At 44.2% G+C, this 16438-nt stretch carries 17 protein-coding genes; 6 read left to right on the forward strand and 11 right to left on the reverse strand.

Translation table 11 applies throughout. The features are described 5' to 3' along the window. Positions 1 to 86: 86 nt before the first annotated feature. Positions 87 to 1787, forward strand: coding sequence for a methyl-accepting chemotaxis protein (locus AC07VD_RS01440; RefSeq protein WP_494721593.1), 1701 nt, complete (start codon positions 87 to 89; stop codon positions 1785 to 1787). Positions 1788 to 1826: 39 nt separating this feature from the next. On the opposite strand, the gene opuBD is transcribed toward AC07VD_RS01440, so the two are convergent. The 4 genes from opuBD to opuBA are packed head-to-tail and all read right to left on the reverse strand — an operon-like array spanning position 1827 to position 5271. Then, the gene (gene opuBD, locus AC07VD_RS01445; protein ID WP_128993418.1) at positions 1827 to 2507 is read right to left on the reverse strand and encodes a choline ABC transporter permease OpuBD; all 681 of its coding nucleotides are present in this window, start codon (positions 2505 to 2507) and stop codon (positions 1827 to 1829) included. A gap of 16 nt (positions 2508 to 2523) precedes the next feature. Beyond that, positions 2524 to 3444: a choline ABC transporter substrate-binding lipoprotein OpuBC gene (gene opuBC, locus AC07VD_RS01450; RefSeq protein ID WP_095843943.1), complete on the reverse strand. Its 921-nt coding sequence runs from the start codon at positions 3442 to 3444 to the stop codon at positions 2524 to 2526. Between the two features lie 11 nt (positions 3445 to 3455). Next, a complete protein-coding gene (gene opuBB / locus AC07VD_RS01455; protein ID WP_116315862.1) occupies positions 3456 to 4109 on the reverse strand; it encodes a choline ABC transporter permease OpuBB in 654 nt (217 codons plus the stop codon). 16 nt (positions 4110 to 4125) lie between these two features. Beyond that, positions 4126 to 5271, reverse strand: a complete 1146-nt coding sequence (gene opuBA, locus AC07VD_RS01460) for a choline ABC transporter ATP-binding protein OpuBA (RefSeq protein WP_085185750.1) — start codon at positions 5269 to 5271, stop codon at positions 4126 to 4128. Between the two features lie 283 nt (positions 5272 to 5554). Here opuBA and AC07VD_RS01465 point away from each other — a divergent pair, with 283 nt between their 5' ends. Then, entirely contained in the window at positions 5555 to 6088 is a 534-nt protein-coding gene (locus tag AC07VD_RS01465) for a GbsR/MarR family transcriptional regulator (protein WP_014480910.1), read from the forward strand. A gap of 31 nt (positions 6089 to 6119) precedes the next feature. Here AC07VD_RS01465 and opuCD read toward each other — a convergent pair whose 3' ends face one another. Genes opuCD through opuCA form a run of 4 tightly spaced genes read right to left on the reverse strand, consistent with a single transcriptional unit; the run spans position 6120 to position 9561 of the window. Next, entirely contained in the window at positions 6120 to 6794 is a 675-nt protein-coding gene (gene opuCD / locus AC07VD_RS01470; protein WP_014478003.1) for a glycine betaine/carnitine/choline/choline sulfate ABC transporter permease OpuCD, read from the reverse strand. A 17-nt stretch (positions 6795 to 6811) separates the two neighbouring features. Further along, positions 6812 to 7723: an osmoprotectant ABC transporter substrate-binding lipoprotein OpuCC gene (opuCC, locus tag AC07VD_RS01475; RefSeq protein ID WP_072173533.1), complete on the reverse strand. Its 912-nt coding sequence runs from the start codon at positions 7721 to 7723 to the stop codon at positions 6812 to 6814. A 19-nt stretch (positions 7724 to 7742) separates the two neighbouring features. Then, entirely contained in the window at positions 7743 to 8396 is a 654-nt protein-coding gene (gene opuCB, locus AC07VD_RS01480; RefSeq protein ID WP_003228349.1) for a glycine betaine/carnitine/choline/choline sulfate ABC transporter permease OpuCB, read from the reverse strand. Between the two features lie 22 nt (positions 8397 to 8418). Continuing rightward, positions 8419 to 9561, reverse strand: a complete 1143-nt coding sequence (opuCA, locus tag AC07VD_RS01485; RefSeq protein ID WP_494721592.1) for an osmoprotectant ABC transporter ATP-binding protein OpuCA — start codon at positions 9559 to 9561, stop codon at positions 8419 to 8421. 263 nt (positions 9562 to 9824) lie between these two features. Here opuCA and opcR point away from each other — a divergent pair, with 263 nt between their 5' ends. Then, positions 9825 to 10382 (forward strand): opuC operon transcriptional regulator OpcR, encoded by a 558-nt coding sequence (gene opcR, locus AC07VD_RS01490; RefSeq protein ID WP_003228345.1) that lies wholly within the window; start codon positions 9825 to 9827, stop codon positions 10380 to 10382. Positions 10383 to 10399: 17 nt separating this feature from the next. Here the strand turns inward: opcR and AC07VD_RS01495 are convergent, their stop codons facing one another. Further along, positions 10400 to 11035: an NAAT family transporter gene (locus tag AC07VD_RS01495; protein ID WP_494721591.1), complete on the reverse strand. Its 636-nt coding sequence runs from the start codon at positions 11033 to 11035 to the stop codon at positions 10400 to 10402. A 149-nt stretch (positions 11036 to 11184) separates the two neighbouring features. On the opposite strand from AC07VD_RS01495, the gene AC07VD_RS01500 reads away from it, so the two are divergent. After that, positions 11185 to 11799 (forward strand): PH domain-containing protein, encoded by a 615-nt coding sequence (locus AC07VD_RS01500; RefSeq protein WP_003243118.1) that lies wholly within the window; start codon positions 11185 to 11187, stop codon positions 11797 to 11799. A gap of 131 nt (positions 11800 to 11930) precedes the next feature. Continuing rightward, positions 11931 to 12629 (forward strand): zinc ribbon domain-containing protein, encoded by a 699-nt coding sequence (locus AC07VD_RS01505; protein ID WP_494721590.1) that lies wholly within the window; start codon positions 11931 to 11933, stop codon positions 12627 to 12629. Positions 12630 to 12664: 35 nt separating this feature from the next. On the opposite strand, the gene AC07VD_RS01510 is transcribed toward AC07VD_RS01505, so the two are convergent. Continuing rightward, positions 12665 to 14479, reverse strand: coding sequence for a zinc ribbon domain-containing protein (locus tag AC07VD_RS01510; protein ID WP_494721589.1), 1815 nt, complete (start codon positions 14477 to 14479; stop codon positions 12665 to 12667). Between the two features lie 127 nt (positions 14480 to 14606). Here AC07VD_RS01510 and AC07VD_RS01515 point away from each other — a divergent pair, with 127 nt between their 5' ends. Beyond that, on the forward strand, positions 14607 to 15074 hold the full coding sequence (locus AC07VD_RS01515) for a GNAT family N-acetyltransferase (RefSeq protein ID WP_076457576.1): 468 nt from the start codon (positions 14607 to 14609) through the stop codon (positions 15072 to 15074). Between the two features lie 43 nt (positions 15075 to 15117). On the opposite strand, the gene eno is transcribed toward AC07VD_RS01515, so the two are convergent. Next, a complete protein-coding gene (eno, locus tag AC07VD_RS01520; protein WP_041850522.1) occupies positions 15118 to 16410 on the reverse strand; it encodes a phosphopyruvate hydratase in 1293 nt (430 codons plus the stop codon). Positions 16411 to 16438: the final 28 nt, after the last annotated feature.

Here is a 16438-nt window from a genome sequence, read left to right on the forward strand (position 1 = left end):
CCGTTTTTTATTTTCCAGGTGAAAAAAAGATATCTCAGCCGATATATAGTACATCCACACATTACGTTTTTAAAGGAGACCACTATATGCGACTGACGATTTCCCGCAAATTCAGCCTGGTATTTTTGACACTGATCCTGATCAATTTACTTGTAGGCGGAATAGGCGTTCTTAATATGCAGCATATCATTCAAAAAACAGATGAAATCAACACAAAATGGATTGACGGCATCAAAGGAATCACTTCAATTAATTATGTAACCGAGCACCTGTCTTCTAAAGAAAAGGACTTTCTGATTTATACAGACAAAAGTAAAATGGATACACTTGATCAAGAAATGAATCAAATCATGGAAGACATTAACCAAAAGCTCGATAACTACGAAAAAACGATCTCCACTGATAAAGAGCAGAAACTGTTCGAGCAGCTTCAAACTGAAGTGAATACCTATATGGATATTCATGCGCAAATTATCGAAAGCGGCCGCACGAATGACATGGACAAAGCAAGAGGTTTATTGGTTCAGACTGAGGCCAGCTTTGAGGATATGAAAAAAACAATCACTCAGCTTGTTGACTTAAATCAAGAAGGCAGCAACACAGCGGTAAAAGAAACGAAGGCCGTCTATCATAAAGGGCTCATTTACACTGCTTTGCTTGTGGCAGCATCAATCCTCATCAGCATTTTCATCTGGCTTTATATCACGCGAAACATTGTAAAGCCTATCATTCGCATGAAGGAATCTGCCAATCATATTGCCGAAGGCGATCTGTCGAACGATATGGAGCCGCTCAACTCAAAAGACGAGCTGGGTGATCTGAATGAAGCGCTGCAAAAAATGGTAGGGAATCTGAGAGATATTGTCGGATATTCTAAAGACATATCAAGCCGGGTTCTTTCTTCTTCACAGGTGCTTGCAACCGCAACGAATGAAACAAGATCCGGCAGCAAACATATTACTGAAACGATGAACGAAATGGCTGAGTGCTCTGAACAGCAGGCCCAAGACGCGGTGACGATTGCCGAATCGATGAATGAGTTCACTGAAAGCATTGATAAAGCCTATAATCACGGCATCACCATCAGCGATACGTCTCAAAACGTTCTCGAACTCGCGGTAAGCGGAAACGAAAATATGGCTACGTCATTACAGCAAATGAAAACCATCCATCATATTGTTGAAGAAGCCGTGCATAAAGTGAGATCACTGGAACAGCATTCTCAGGATATTAACAAGCTCGTTCAGGTCATCAACGGAATTGCCGAGCAAACGAATTTGCTGTCCCTTAACGCCGCGATTGAAGCTGCCCGCGCAGGAGAAAGCGGCAAAGGCTTCGCCGTTGTGGCAGAGGAGGTCAGAAAGCTGGCTGACGGCGTTTCTGATTCCGTGCAGGATATTACCCGGATTGTAGGCGGGACACAGCAGGAGATCCACACTGTCATTACGTACTTGGAAAGCAGCTTTACAGAAGTCGAAAAAGGAACGGAAAACCTGACAGACACCGGGCAGGCTATGCGGCATATCAAGCAATCCGTCACTCATGTTGCAGACAGCATTAAGGAAGTAACGGATGGCCTGAAACAGTTAACAAACCAATCGATTACTATCAATCAATCGATTGAAAATATCGCTTCTGTATCCGAAGAGTCGGCCGCCGGCATTGAAGAAACATTTTCAATAACCGAGCAATCCGCCCATTCGATGGATCAAGTGCTTCAAAATGCTGAAGAGCTTGAGCAGCTGGCGAAGGAGCTTAATGAGAAGATGGGTCAGTTTACGATTTAAATAGAAAAAAGAGGCTGGACTCCAGCCTCTTTTTCTATTCTATGCAGCTGATTGAACGTGTTTCGCCCCGGTTCTTTTTTTCTTCACCGGACTTAATGCCCGCTCCAGCCAGGCCATGAGCAAATCCGCCCCTACCGCCATCACCGCAGTTGGTATCGCTCCGGCTAGAATAATCGCAGTTCCGTTTGTCGCGTTTGAGCCGCGGACAATCATGTCCCCAAGGCCTCCGGCACCGACAAATGTGCCAATCGCTGTAATTCCGATGGCAATGACGAGAGCCGTGCGAAGGCCCGCCATAATGACAGATAGTGCGAGCGGGAGCTCAACCATTCTGAGCACTTGGAATTTCGTCATGCCCATTGCTTTCCCCGATTCTAAGTAGGCATGCTCAATACTGATAATGCCTGTGTACGTGTTTCGAATAATCGGCAGCAGGGAATACAGAAATAATGATAGAATCACGGTATTTGCGCCGAGCCCCATAACAAGCATTAAGACGGCCAGCATAGCGAGCGCCGGGATTGTTTGAATAACGTTTGTTACGGCAAACACCCAGGCTGACAAACGGCGAAAATGCGCGATGAGGATTCCGACCGGAACCCCGACGACAGCGGCAAACAATACGCCGTAAGCCGACATGAGAAAGTGGCGGCTGAATTCATCCATGACGTAACTGCCATTCTGCGCGTAATACGTCATTAACTGTTCAAACACGTTCATTGACCTCGTCCCCCTTTCACGATTCGAAGTAGCGATGTTTTTCTAAATATTCCTTGGCAACGACAGACGGTTCTTTGAGATTGCCGTCGACTTCATAGTTAAGCTCCTGCATCGTGGCTGTGTCGATTTTTCCGAGCATTTTCTTGATGATGCCTTCAAGCTCAGGATGTTCTTTGAGCACCTTTTCCGGAACAACCGGAGAGCAATCGTACGGCGGGAAAAATTGTTTGTCATCCTTTAGCATTTTGAGACCATAGGACTTGATTCTTCCATCGGTTGAATACGCAAGCACAATGTCCATTTTTCCGCTCTTCACCGCGTCGTACACAAGGCCGATCTGCATCGGATACGTGCCGCCGAATGTCATGCCGTAGGTTTTTGTAAAATCCTGATAGCCGTTTCCTTTGAGCTTCATCCAATAGTTATCAACGCCCAGCTTTAATTGCGGCGCCCATTTTTTAACGTCTGATACGGTCTCTAAATGGTATTGGTCGGCCAGTTCCTTGCTGACTGTAAAGGCATATGTATTATCAAACCCGTAGGAGTTATACCATTTTAAATTGTATCTTTTTTTAAACTCCCGCTGAGTAAGCGCCAGCGCTTTGTCCGGATCTTTTTCAGGTTCCATTCTCAACGTGCCTGTCAGCGCGTCTCCCGTATATCTTGTGGCCGCAATGTCAATTTCCCCGTTCATTAAAGCCTGCTGCTGCACCGCGTTGGAGCCAAGATTTTTAATCGTTGTTGTTTTGAGATCAGTATGGTGTTCGATCAACTGGCCAAGCATGCTGGCGATGATTTCTGATTCGCTCATGCTTTGCGCGCCGATTTTAATGGTCTGGTCTGCAGCAGCGCTGAGACCAGGAAGCGAACAGCCGCTCAGCGTCAGCGTTGCCGCAAGTGCTAAACCTATCATTAATTTGAGATATTTTCTTTTCATGAGCCGCCTCCTTATGACAATTCATTCAATCTCTGCATGCCGGCAGGTGTCAGTTTTCGTTCAGCAACTGCCAGCACATAATCAATCACAATTGCCAATATCGTGACAGGTACCGCGCCCCCGATGATATATTCCGGCTGATATAAATTCAGGCCGATAAAAATGTAATCACCCAATCCGCCGCCTCCGATAAAGGAAGCAAGCGTGGCCCAGCCGATTAAGTAAATCGTCGATGTTCTGATTCCCGCCATGATCACTGGTGCGGCAAGCGGCAGCTCCACCAAGCGGACTTGTTCAGACGGCGTCATTCCGATTCCTTTACCAGACTCGAGCAGATTTTTGTTGACGCCGCGAATGCCGGTATACGTGTTGCGAAGAATCGGCAATACGGAATAGAAAAACAAAGCCACAATGGCCGGAACCTTCCCTACACCAAGGAGTGGGATAAAAAAAGCGAGGATGGCCAGACTCGGCAGCGTCTGAATGATATTGACAATGCCGATAATGGTGCCGGCTCCTTTTTTCATTCTGGTAAGCACAACCCCGAGGGGGACGGCAACCAGCACGCCCAGGATCACAGCAATGAGCGATATCGTAATATGCTCGTATGTTTTATAAAGAAGCTCGCCCCCATTGGTTTGCAAAAATTGAACAATATGATGCATGACTTATCGCCCCTCCCTATGACAATGCTGCGAGCTGCTTTTCTTCTCCCCAGAGGGAGTCATACACGATGTCGACCAGACTTGCCCTCGTCACAATTCCGATCAGGCGTCGGTCTTCATCCACAACGGGAACATATTTGACACCCCGTTTTAAAATTTTGCGGACCGTGTCGCGCAGCAGTGTGCCGCCCAGTACTGTGTATATATTTTCATGTAAAACCTCACCTACGAGATTGGCCTTTTTCCGGCATTGATCAATGATTTCAACATCGACATAGCCTTGCAGAACGTGCTCGTCATCGACGACCAGCAATGAATCGACCCGTTCCTGCCTCATCAGCTGAATGGCCTCAGAAAGCGTTTTATCCGCGGTGATCGTTACAGGCTGTGTGTTCATAATCTGGTCAACCCGTTCAACATCCGGGCTGGATGACTGAATCAGCCGCTCCTTGCCGATAAATTCCTCAACAAATTCGTCTGCCGGATTTCTTAAAATGTCATCGGGCGTTCCAACTTGAACGATTTCTCCCGCTTTTAAAATCACAATCCGGTCTGCCAGCTTAATCGCTTCATCCATATCGTGGGTAACAAATACGATGGTTTTATGTAAGGTTTTTTGCAGTTTTTTAAATTCTTCCTGGAGGGAATCCCTCGTAATCGGGTCGAGTGCCCCAAACGGTTCATCCATTAAGATAAGCGGCGGCTCCGCGGCAAGTGCCCGTAATACACCAATACGCTGCTGCTGCCCCCCGCTTAATTCATGAGGGTAACGGTCTAAATATTCAGGCCCCATATCGACCAATTTTAAAAGCTCACGCGCCCGTTCTTTCCGCTGCTGCTCCGGCCATTTCAGCAGTTTTGGGACGAGTGAGATATTCTGCTGAATGGTCATATGGGGAAACAGGCCGATCTGCTGAATCACATAGCCAATTTTGCGCCTGAGCTCTACAGGATCCTGGTCCATGATGTTTTCGCCGTCAATGAAAATCTTTCCGGCGGAAGGCTCAATTAATCGGTTAATCATTTTCATTGTTGTCGTTTTTCCGCAGCCGCTCGGCCCGATAAAGCAGATAAATTCGCCTTTTGCAATCTTAAGATTTACGTTGTTCACAGCTTTTTTGCCGCCCTTGTATGTTTTCGAGACATTTTCTAATGTCAGCAAACATCGCACCTCCAAAATTAAGTTTATTCAATTTGTTCAGTTTAAATTTAATTTTTCAGACAATTGAATGCTTCCCATTATAGAATAAAGTTTATAAAATAAAAAGTTTACAATTTGTTCATATTATTTATAAAGTATGTGTAAACGCTGATTTACCCGCATTGACGTGTGTTGATCTCCTTATTGCTCCAATTTCCTGCCAAATTCTCTTTTGACAGCATTTTCGCCGTATCAAAAATGTGGTATATTGACATCGGAATTGTTAGCTGAAAGGATGAAACCGTTGGAGAAAGATCCGTTAACGATCATTGAACAAGCCGAGGACCATTTTATAGAAAAAATCGCGGAAAACATGCATGCATTTGGAATGCCCTCTACCGTCGGACGTGTGCTGGGCATTATTTATATGAATCGAAAACCGATGACGCTTACGGAATTATCTGAGGCCACCGGCATGAGCAAAACACGCATGAGCCAGGTAGTGCGGGAAATGCTTGATGCCAACATTGCCGAGAAGGTGTTCGAAAAAGGCGTCCGAAAAGATTTATATGAGGTTGAGCAGGACTACTATCAAACATTTATCACGCTGTTTTCAGCCACCTGGAGCAAAGTCGTCAGCAAAAACAAAATGATGCATAAAAAACTCAATCGGGAGCTGCTTAGCGTGTTGGATGAAGAGCTTACTCCTGAAGCGGAAGAAAAAGTGAATGAACTGCTGAAAGAATTAAAGGAATGGCTTGATTATTATAATTGGCTCAGCCGTTTGATTGAGTTTTTTGAGAGCGAAGAAATTTTTAAATATGTGCCGAAGCCGTAAAAAACGCCCTGTCATTACAAGGCGTTTTTTCTTATGCTGCACCTGCCAAGTTTTTCTTCTTTCTCTTTTTAATCGGGCTTAATGCTCGTTCAAGCCAGCCCATGACCAAATCTGCAATCACCGCCATCAGAGCTGTGGGGATCGCTCCCGCTAATATAATCGCGGTTCCGTTTGTGGCGTTTGATCCCCTGACGATGATGTCCCCGAGACCGCCTGCACCGACAAATGTCCCGATGGCCGTAATGCCGATGGCAATGACAAGCGCGGTGCGCAGGCCGGCCATTATGACCGAAAGCGCAAGCGGAAGCTCGACCATCCTCAGCACTTGAAATTTTGTCATCCCCATTGCTTTTCCGGATTCAAGATAGGCGTGCTCAATACTGATAATCCCTGTATACGTATTTCTGATAATCGGCAGAAGAGAATACAGAAATAATGACAATATCACCGTATTAGCGCCCAGCCCCATGACAAGCATCAGCACGGCAAGCATGGCGAGAGCCGGGATCGTCTGAATGACGTTCGTGACCGCAAAAACCCATCCGCTTAATCTTCTGTATCTGGCTATCAGGATGCCGAGCGGAATTCCAACAATGGCGGCAAATAAAACGCCGTATACCGACATCAGAAAATGGCGGTAAAACTCCTGCAGCACATAACCGCCGTTTTGCGAATAGTATGTGCCAAGCTGCTGTAGTACTTCCATATGATCCACCTCTTTTCTTAGTCAAAATAATGATGTTTCTCTAAAAATTCCTTTGCTACGACAGACGGCTCCTTCAGCTTGCCATCCACTTCATAATTAAGTTCCTGCATCGTTTCCGTGTCGATTTGCCCAATCAGCTTATTGATCACACCTTCAAGCTCCGGATGCGCCTTAAGCACCTTTTCCGGAATCACCGGTGAACAGTCATACGGCGGGAAGAAACGCTTATCATCTTTTAAGATTTTCAAGTCATAGGCTTTAATCCGTCCATCCGTTGAATAAGCCAGAACAGCGTCCATTTTCCCGTTTTTGACTGCGTCATAGACAAGCCCGATCTGCATTGGATAAGTTGTGCCGAATTCAAAGCCATATGTGCTGACAAAGCCTTTATACCCGTCACCTTTTCGTTTCAGCCAAGCATTGTCGACGCCTAATTTATATTGCGAGGCATTTTTTTTCAGGTCGGACACGGTGTTAATATGCTCATTTTCCGCAAACTTTTTTGTTACGGTGAAGGCATACGTGTTATCAAAGCCGTAGGAATCAAACCATTTATAAGAAAAGCGCTTTTGAAACTCGTTCTGCACAATGTTCAGCGCTTTTTTTGGATCTTTCTCCGCTTCCTTGCCGAGGGTGCTTGTTAAATCTGTTCCGGAATAGCGCGTGGCTGAAATATCAATGTCACCGCCCAGCATCGCTTGGTGCTGAACATAGTTTGAGCCGAGGTTTTTCACTAAAGCGGTATTCAAATCTGTATCATGTTCAATAAGCTGCGCGATCATATTCGCTAAAATTTCTGATTCTGTCATGCTTTGCGCCCCGATTTTGATCGTGTCGTCAGAAGCGCCGCCGAGACCCGGCAGAGAGCAGCCGCCTAGCAGCATGACAAAGACGAGAGCAAACGCGCCAAGCCATTTGATTTTTGTCATTTTCAACAGAGCCAACTCCTTACGAAACTTCCTTCATCCCTTGTAATCCTTTCGGCGTCACCTTTCGTTCTGTCACGGCTAGCACATAATCAATGATAATTGCCAGAATTGTGACAGGCACGGCACCGCCAATGATATATTCAGGCTGGTATAGGTTCAGGCCGATAAAAATATAGTCCCCGAGGCCGCCTCCCCCGATAAACGACGCAAGTGTCGCCCAGCCAATTAGGTAGATCGTTGATGTGCGGATCCCCGCCATGATGATGGGAATCGCCAGCGGAATTTCAACGAGCCGAATCTGCTCCCAGCCTGTCATGCCAATCCCTTTCCCCGATTCCAGGAGGTTTTTATTTACACCTTTAATGCCTGTATACGTATTGCGCAGGATCGGCAGTACCGAATAGAAAAATAAAGCGACAATCGCAGGCACTTTTCCTACGCCGAGAAGCGGAATAAAAAAGGCTAAAATCGCCAGACTCGGCAGAGTTTGCACAATGTTTACGAAACCGATAACCGCACCTGCGCCTTTTTTCATTCTGGTAAGAGCAACGCCGAGCGGCACTGCAACGATAATGCCCAATACAACGGCTATGAGTGAAATATATAAATGCTCTCCTGTTTTATACAACAGCTCTCCGCCGTTCGTTTGCAAAAAAGTCATCATTTGATTCATCTTAAAAGAGCTCCTCCCCTGGTCAGATCGTCATGAGCTGGTTTTCCTCGTCGCCCCAAATGGAATCGTACACGATATCAACAAGGCTCGCTCTTGTCACAATCCCTGCTAAATGGTTCTGTTCATCGACCACCGGAACATACTTGATCCCCTGCTTCAAAATTTTTCGGACTGTATCGCGAAGAAGCGCCCCTTTTTGAACGGTATATATATCTGAGCGGTATACGTCGCCAACGATGCTTGCTTTTTTGCGGTTTTGATCAATCATTTCCACATCAACATAGCCCTTCAGCACGTTTTGCCGGTCCACAACGAGCAGCGAGTCAACACGTTTTTCTCTCATCAGCTGAATCGCCTGAGAAAGCGTTTTGTCCGCAGATACCGTCACCGGCGTTCTGTTCATCATTTGCTCTACCCGCTCGATATCCGGTCTTGACTGAATCAGGCGCTCTTTCCCGATAAATTCTTCAACAAACTCATTTGCCGGGTTTCGAAGAATCTCATCAGGTGTGCCGACTTGAACGATTTCTCCCGCTTTTAATATCACAATCCTGTCAGCAAGCTTAATCGCTTCATCCATATCGTGGGTTACAAACACAATCGTTTTGTTTAAGGTTCTCTGCAGTTTTTTGAATTCTTCCTGAAGGGAATCACGCGTAATCGGATCAAGCGCTCCGAACGGTTCATCCATTAAAATGAGAGGGGGTTCCGCTGCCAGGGCGCGCAGCACGCCGATTCTCTGCTGCTGTCCGCCGCTGAGTTCATGCGGATAACGGTATAAATACTCTGGGCCCATATCCACAAGCTTTAACAGCTCGCGCGCCCGTTCTTTCCGTTTTTCCTCAGGCCATTTCAACAGTTTTGGTACGAGTGAGATGTTCTGCTGGATGGTCATATGGGGGAACAAACCAATCTGCTGAATCACATAGCCGATTTTTCTCCTCAGCTCAACCGGGTCCTGTTCCATAATATTTTCTCCGTCGATAAAGATCCTTCCAGACGATGGTTCTATCAGTCTGTTAATCATCTTCATCGTCGTCGTTTTTCCGCAGCCGCTCGGGCCGATAAAACAGATAAATTCACCTTTGGCAATATCTAAATCAATGCTGTTCACAGCTTTTTTGCCGCCTTTATATACTTTTGACACTTGTTCCAATTTCAGCAATCCGTGCACCTCCGCAGGTTTCCTTTAAATTTTCTGAAAAGTATAATCCTTATTATAGTTTGAACTTTGTAAAATAAAAAGTTTACAATGTGTTGAAATTATATGTTATTTATAGATTATTTATTGTTATGACCGAGACGGAAAGGGTGTTCTTACAATTACGCCGGATACCTCCCACTTCCTCTGCATTCAGCTATTTTCAACACCAGGAAGAAATATGATATATTGACACCATCAATTGCCATTTGAAGGGATGATCAGCTGTGAAAAAAACCGCTCTCGACATCATTGAACATGCTGAAGAGCATCTCATTGAGAAGATTGCCGAAAATATGCATACGTTTGGAATGCCTTCAACTGTCGGACGTGTGCTCGGAATTATTTATATGAATCGAAAACCAATGACCTTAAGCGAGCTCTCTGAGGCAACGGGCATGAGCAAAACACGGATGAGCCAGGTTGTCCGGGAAATGATCGATGCCAATATCGCCGAAAAGGTGTTTGAAAAAGGCGTACGAAAAGACCTTTATGACGTCGAGCAGGATTATTATCAAACCTTCATTTCTTTATTTGCGGCGAATTGGACAAAGGTCGTGAGCAAAAACAAAGTGCTGTATAAAAAATTAAACCGGGAACTGAGTGATCTTTTACAAAGGGACGGGCTTACCCCGGAAGCGGAAGAGAAAGTCAATCAGCTGCTGAATGAATTAAAAGAATGGCTTCATTACTATGATTGGCTGAGCAGGTTGATTGAATTTTTTGAGAGTGAGGAAGTCTTTCGGTACGTGCCAAAAACAAAAGAAAGCAGCTCTCTAAAATAAGGGAGCTGCTTTTTGCATCATGAGGTTAAGACCGGAAACATGCCTTTCAGCCCGGCACCAATCATCCCGACCGCAACCACGGCTAAGATTAATCCCATCAATCTGGTAATCACATTCATCTCAGTTTTTCCGAGTTTGCTGCTGATAAAAGCAGAATAGTGGAAAAAGAGAAAGGTCAGGGCAATAACGGCGGCTATGCCGATCGTAACAGCCACATAATGACCAATGCCGCTATGTCCGGCGGAAAGGCTCATCACTGTTGCAATCGTTCCGGGCCCAGCAATGATCGGAATGGATAAAGGTGTGACTGATATATCCGCTTTTTCCTTGCTTTCCTTATGTTCATCATGGTGAAGAGATTGCACGTGCGATTCTTTCGCATTCAATAGATTATAGGCAATGCCGAAAATGAATATGCCGCCCGCCACTCGGAGCGCGTGAATGTTGATATCAAACAGTTTAAAGATAAGATGACCGAAAACCAAAAAAGCTGCGAGAATAAAAAAGGATAAAATAGCTGCCTTCCGGGCAATCGCTTTTCTTTCCGCTGCAGTATAGCCTTCTGTCAGCGTCAGAAATATCGGTACGTTTCCGATCGGATTCGATACTGCGAATAAAGAAATGAAGACGTGAACGATAAATGAGAACATCATATACCTCCTTGTTGATAGTCTCTGCACAGGAAATAGAATTATTCTCCACCCTTTTACCCGGAGGCGATTTCCCGGTAAACCTTTATAGCCTGTCAGAAACGCGCCATGCTACAATGAAGTGACAAATTGAATAGGAAGGACGTATACAGATGTTCAAAAAAATTGCGGCAGATGCCTTGGGCTTATCTGATATCGGAAAAATTATCGAACCTCAGGACTATGACAAAACAGACGCAGATGACTATGTCATGCATGAAGATAATGAGAAAATTTATTTCTTGATTAAAACAAAAGCAGACGAGTATTGCTTTACGAACCTGGCCCTGATCCATGTAGACGGCGAACGCGCCACTTCCTCGAAACGAACGTTGAAACGCTATCCTTATTCGCAATATAAAATCTCTGACGTTTTTCTTGAAACTGCCGGAAAAGTGGATTTGGATGTTGAAATTAAGTTCAAGCTGGGCGGTGAACAATTCGACATTGATGTCCACAAAGACCAGATTGAAAAGTTAAAAGACCTTTATAAAGCACTGCTTCGCATCGCTGAAACAACCTATGAAAATGACATTTTAATCAATCAAGCGGAGCAAAGCTTAGATAAAGCAGTGACGATTCTTCACCATACCCGCCCTGAGCACGTCAATATTGAAACGCAATACAAAGAGCTGACCGAATTCGGATTTACTTGGCTGACATCCGTTCGCTCGCAGTATCATATTAAGGATTTTGGGGATGTATTTGAGAAATATATTAATAACTAGATAAAAAAAGACACAGCTGCTATCGGGCTCGTGTCTTTTTTTGTATGAATATTGATTACTTTACAACTTTTTTCTTTTATAATAAAACTATTAGTCTATTTTCCCTATATTACAGATAAAGGAGTTATTTTATGTATTGTCCTCAATGCGGCCATCAAACAGATGGCGGAAATTTTTGTGAGAAATGCGGATCACCGCTCTCCGGTCAATCAGGCCACCAGCATGCAGCTCAAACTGGAGCCGCTGCAAAGCAAGCAGCAAAACAGTTCGGTTCATTTGTCTTATCCGTCCTGAAACGCCCTTATCAGGAATGTAAAGCAACAGGCGGAGAACAGCTGATCAGCGCAATCATTACGATGGTTCTTTTCAGTTTGCTGACCCCTTTGATGTTTTATATTCTTTTTTCAGACGGTCCCGGAAGCGTAAGCTTTACAGCAATCTTCTTAGAGCCAACCATTTATTTTATTTTATTTCTATTTGGCCTGCATGCATGCATCTTTTTCGCCCTGAAAATCGCGGGAAACCAAGTGTCTTTCAAGGATTCATTCTCAAGATTCGGAGCATTTCTTATTCCTTTTACGGCTATTTTGATTCTTGCCCTTTTCTTCTTTTTATTACATACAGACATTTGCTTTACCATATTAGTCGTTGGTTTAATCGGTGCATTCTTCGCCATTCCTCCTGCGATGCTGAGCAGTTACCAGCATTCATATAAAGGGAAAATTGATGTCATTTACTCAACGATTGTGATTTATCTGATCATCTGCGTTACATTTCAGCTTATTATCGAACACTATGTCAAAGAAATTTTCCGTTATATGCTCTTTTAAAAACAATCCCATCACCTGCTGGTGATGGGATTGTTTTATTGAATAGACGTTAAGTAAATTCTTCCGTTCTTCACTACGCCGGTATAGGTCCAGTTATATGTTCTGAGCTTTGGACTGCCGCCTGATTTTGTGATATAGAATTCTTCATACGTCTTAATCGTGATAGCCGACCCATTTTGGCTCCAGCTTTTCACTTCATAGTTATTAAAGTCTTCTGTTGTCCCCTCTTTATTTAATTTCGACACGAGATGCTGCTGGTCGGAATAAAGGGAACTGCCTTTTTCAAGGCTGTCTTCCATCAGTGAGAAATTATTTTGATTCACGGCATCTGCCTGACTTTGCAGATAACTGCCCATAAATAATGTCACTTGTTCATCTGTAACATCGCCGCTTGCAGAGCTTTCACTGCCTTTGTTTTTCGAGCCAGCCCAGGCGGAAGTGTATGTCTCTGGTTTATCATTTTTGATTTTCTTTATATTTGTGCCTGCAGATTGGAATGTTGATTCTGCATCTTCGAAAATCCACTTTTTCTGTTTTTTATCATATGAAAGAAGATATTCATAACTCGGACTTTCGTCAGTCATTTCAGATTTTGTATAGTCGTTATACGAAGAAGACTGGTGAAGTTCTTTTCCTGTTACCGATACCTGCCACGTTCCGTCGTTTTTCTGAGAGAGGGCAAATGTGTCCCGGTCAAAATCAGTTTCCAAGTATCTATCTTTTAAGTATGAATCCGCGCTTTTCATAGAATCGACGGTGTCCTTCGTCTCTGCCTTCCAATTGGCACTTGCCTCTGTCATCTGGGCTGTATTCCCATCAGATAGAGCTTTGGAGTATTGTTTTGTTGTTTTGACAATTGTGTTCATAATCTGTTCCTGTGTATCTTGATCAGGAATTAACGTTAACTCCATTTCTTTATCATCGATCGGAATGCCGGCAGTTTTTGTTTTTCCCCACGGAAATTCTGCCTCGACTGAAGCTGTCATTGATCCATCTGTCAGCAGCGGACCATATGTTACGGATTTGAACGGATCTTTATGAATTGATTTACCGTTAATCAGCAAATCTCCCTTCCCGCTCTTGATGTCATCCGCTAAGCTGAATGTCACATCGTCTGCTTCCAATGAGAGATCAACACGAAAGCTGCTATCGCCAACCGCCTGAATGTCTTCCTTTTTCACAAGATCGACGACATCGTTTTTCAGTTTGGCTGAGACTGTATATTCGCCGGGAATGTACGGACCGAGGGTTTGTGCTTGATCTGCTTTCTTTACAGATCCGGCTTCCTCTTTATTGACATATAGATCGGTATTTTTATAATTGCTGCTCACTTCAAAATAAACAGGTGCTACCTTTAAGTCATAATGGTCAAATACCAGCAGGCTTTTCCCGTCTTTTTCTGCATATACGATATCCTTCTGGGCTGTTTCATCACGCAGCGATGCAAAAAGTTCATCTTTTTTGTCTGGATGATCCTTCAAATATGTAAGAAACGGTTTTACATTATTTTTAGTGAGTTTAAGATAGTCATTTACCGGTGTAAGTAGAGTCGCGATTTGGTCCTGATCCCCATCATTTACGGCCTGTTCAAACTTGTCTACTAACCTATCCTTTGAAGTAAAATACGCTCCGGTTTTATATGCGGCGAATAATATAACGCACGCCGCGGCAATGCTGCTCCATAAAATGATGGTTTTCTTAGGGATCGGTTTTCGCGGAGCCTGCCTTGTTTCTGCAGTGCTAGCTGTTTCTTGATTCGCCTGTTTGCTGCCCCCTCCGATCGGGGTGCCGCATTGTTTACAAAACTTGGCTCCTTCATTATTTTTTTGACCGCATTCCTTACAAAACATGTGGCTTTCCTCCTGTTTGTTACCCGCTATATTTTGTGCTTATTTCCTATGTTACATATTTTATAATAGAATGGTAAGAAATTGGAGAAAATCATGAAAATATCTCTATAAACTATGAAAAGGTGGAATGATAATGCAACACCTCACCATTCAAAAAGCAACAAACTTTGATCAAGCGCTGTATGAGCTTCTGCTGCTCGCCGATCCGTCAAAAGAAATTGTTGATGACTACTTGGTCAGAGGAGAATGCTACACAGGTTATATATCAGGCGAATTAGCTGGTGTATACGTGATCATCACAACTAGGCCACAAACGGTAGAAATCGTTAACATCGCAGTAAAACAAACAATGCAAAAACAGGGCATTGGCAAGCTTCTTATCCTCGACGCCATTGAAAAAGCGAAACACATGGGAGCAAAGGTGATTGAAATAGGTACTGGAAATTCAAGTATCCATCAATTGTCTCTATATCAAAAATGCGGATTTCGCCTTCAAGCGATCGACCATGATTTTTTTATCAGACACTACGACGAGGAGATTTTTGAAAACGGCATTCAATGCCGTGATATGGTGAGGCTTTATTTGGATCTCTGAAAGCATAAAAAAAGCCGCCGAGAAAATCCCGGCGGTCTTTTTATTACTTGTTTAAGTTGTAGAAAGAGTTGATACCGTGGTATTGAGCAGTTTCAGCCAACTGATCTTCGATGCGAAGAAGCTGGTTGTATTTCGCAACACGGTCCGTACGAGACGGAGCACCTGTTTTGATTTGTCCTGCGTTTGTTGCCACAGCGATGTCAGCGATTGTGCTGTCTTCAGTTTCACCAGAACGGTGAGAGATAACGGCTGTGTAGCCTGCGCGTTTCGCCATTTCGATCGCATCGAATGTTTCAGTCAATGTACCGATTTGGTTTACTTTGATCAGGATAGAGTTGCCTACGCCGTTTTTAATACCTTCAGCAAGTTTTTTCGTGTTTGTAACGAAGAGGTCGTCACCAACAAGCTGAACTTTTTTACCAAGACGCTCAGTAAGAAGCTTGTGGCCTTCCCAGTCGTTTTCGTCAAGTCCGTCTTCGATAGAGATGATTGGGTATTTAGAAACAAGCTCTTCATACCAGTCAACCATTTCAGCAGATGTTTTCACAACGCCTTCGCCAGACAGATGGTATTTGCCGTCTTCTTTGTTGTAGAACTCAGAAGATGCAGCATCCATAGCAAGTTTAACTTCTTCGCCAGGTTTGAAGCCGGCTTTTTCGATTGCTTCAACGATTGTTTGAAGCGCTTCTTCGTTAGAACCAAGGTTTGGAGCGAATCCGCCTTCGTCACCTACAGCAGTGTTTAAGCCTTTTGCGCTTAATACTGATTTCAGGCTGTGGAAGATTTGAGCGCCCATGCGAAGTGCTTCACGGAAGTTAGGAGCACCTACAGGCATGATCATGAATTCTTGAATATCCACGTTGTTATCAGCATGCTCTCCGCCGTTTACGATGTTCATCATCGGTACAGGAAGCGTTTTTGAGTTGAATCCTCCAAGGTATTGGTAAAGAGGAATCTGTAAGAAATCAGCAGCAGCACGCGCACAAGCCATAGATACGCCAAGGATTGCGTTCGCACCAAGTTTGCCTTTATTTTCAGTACCGTCAAGCTCGATTAAGAGCTGATCGATTGCGTTTTGTTCAGTTACATCAAAGCCAAGAAGCTCTGGAGCAATGATTTCGTTTACGTTGTTAACAGCTGTTAACACGCCTTTTCCAAGGTAACGGTCTTTGTCGCCGTCACGAAGCTCAACCGCTTCGTATTCACCTGTAGAAGCTCCGCTTGGCACTAATGCGCGGCCGAAAGCTCCTGTTTCTGTATATACTTCAACTTCAACTGTTGGGTTGCCGCGGGAGTCTAATACTTCACGTGCATAAACATCAACAATGTATGGCATGAGTTTTGTCTCTCCTTTTGATTTTCAA

The sequence above is a fragment of the Bacillus sp. GW821-FHT01G09 genome (assembly GCF_059422205.1).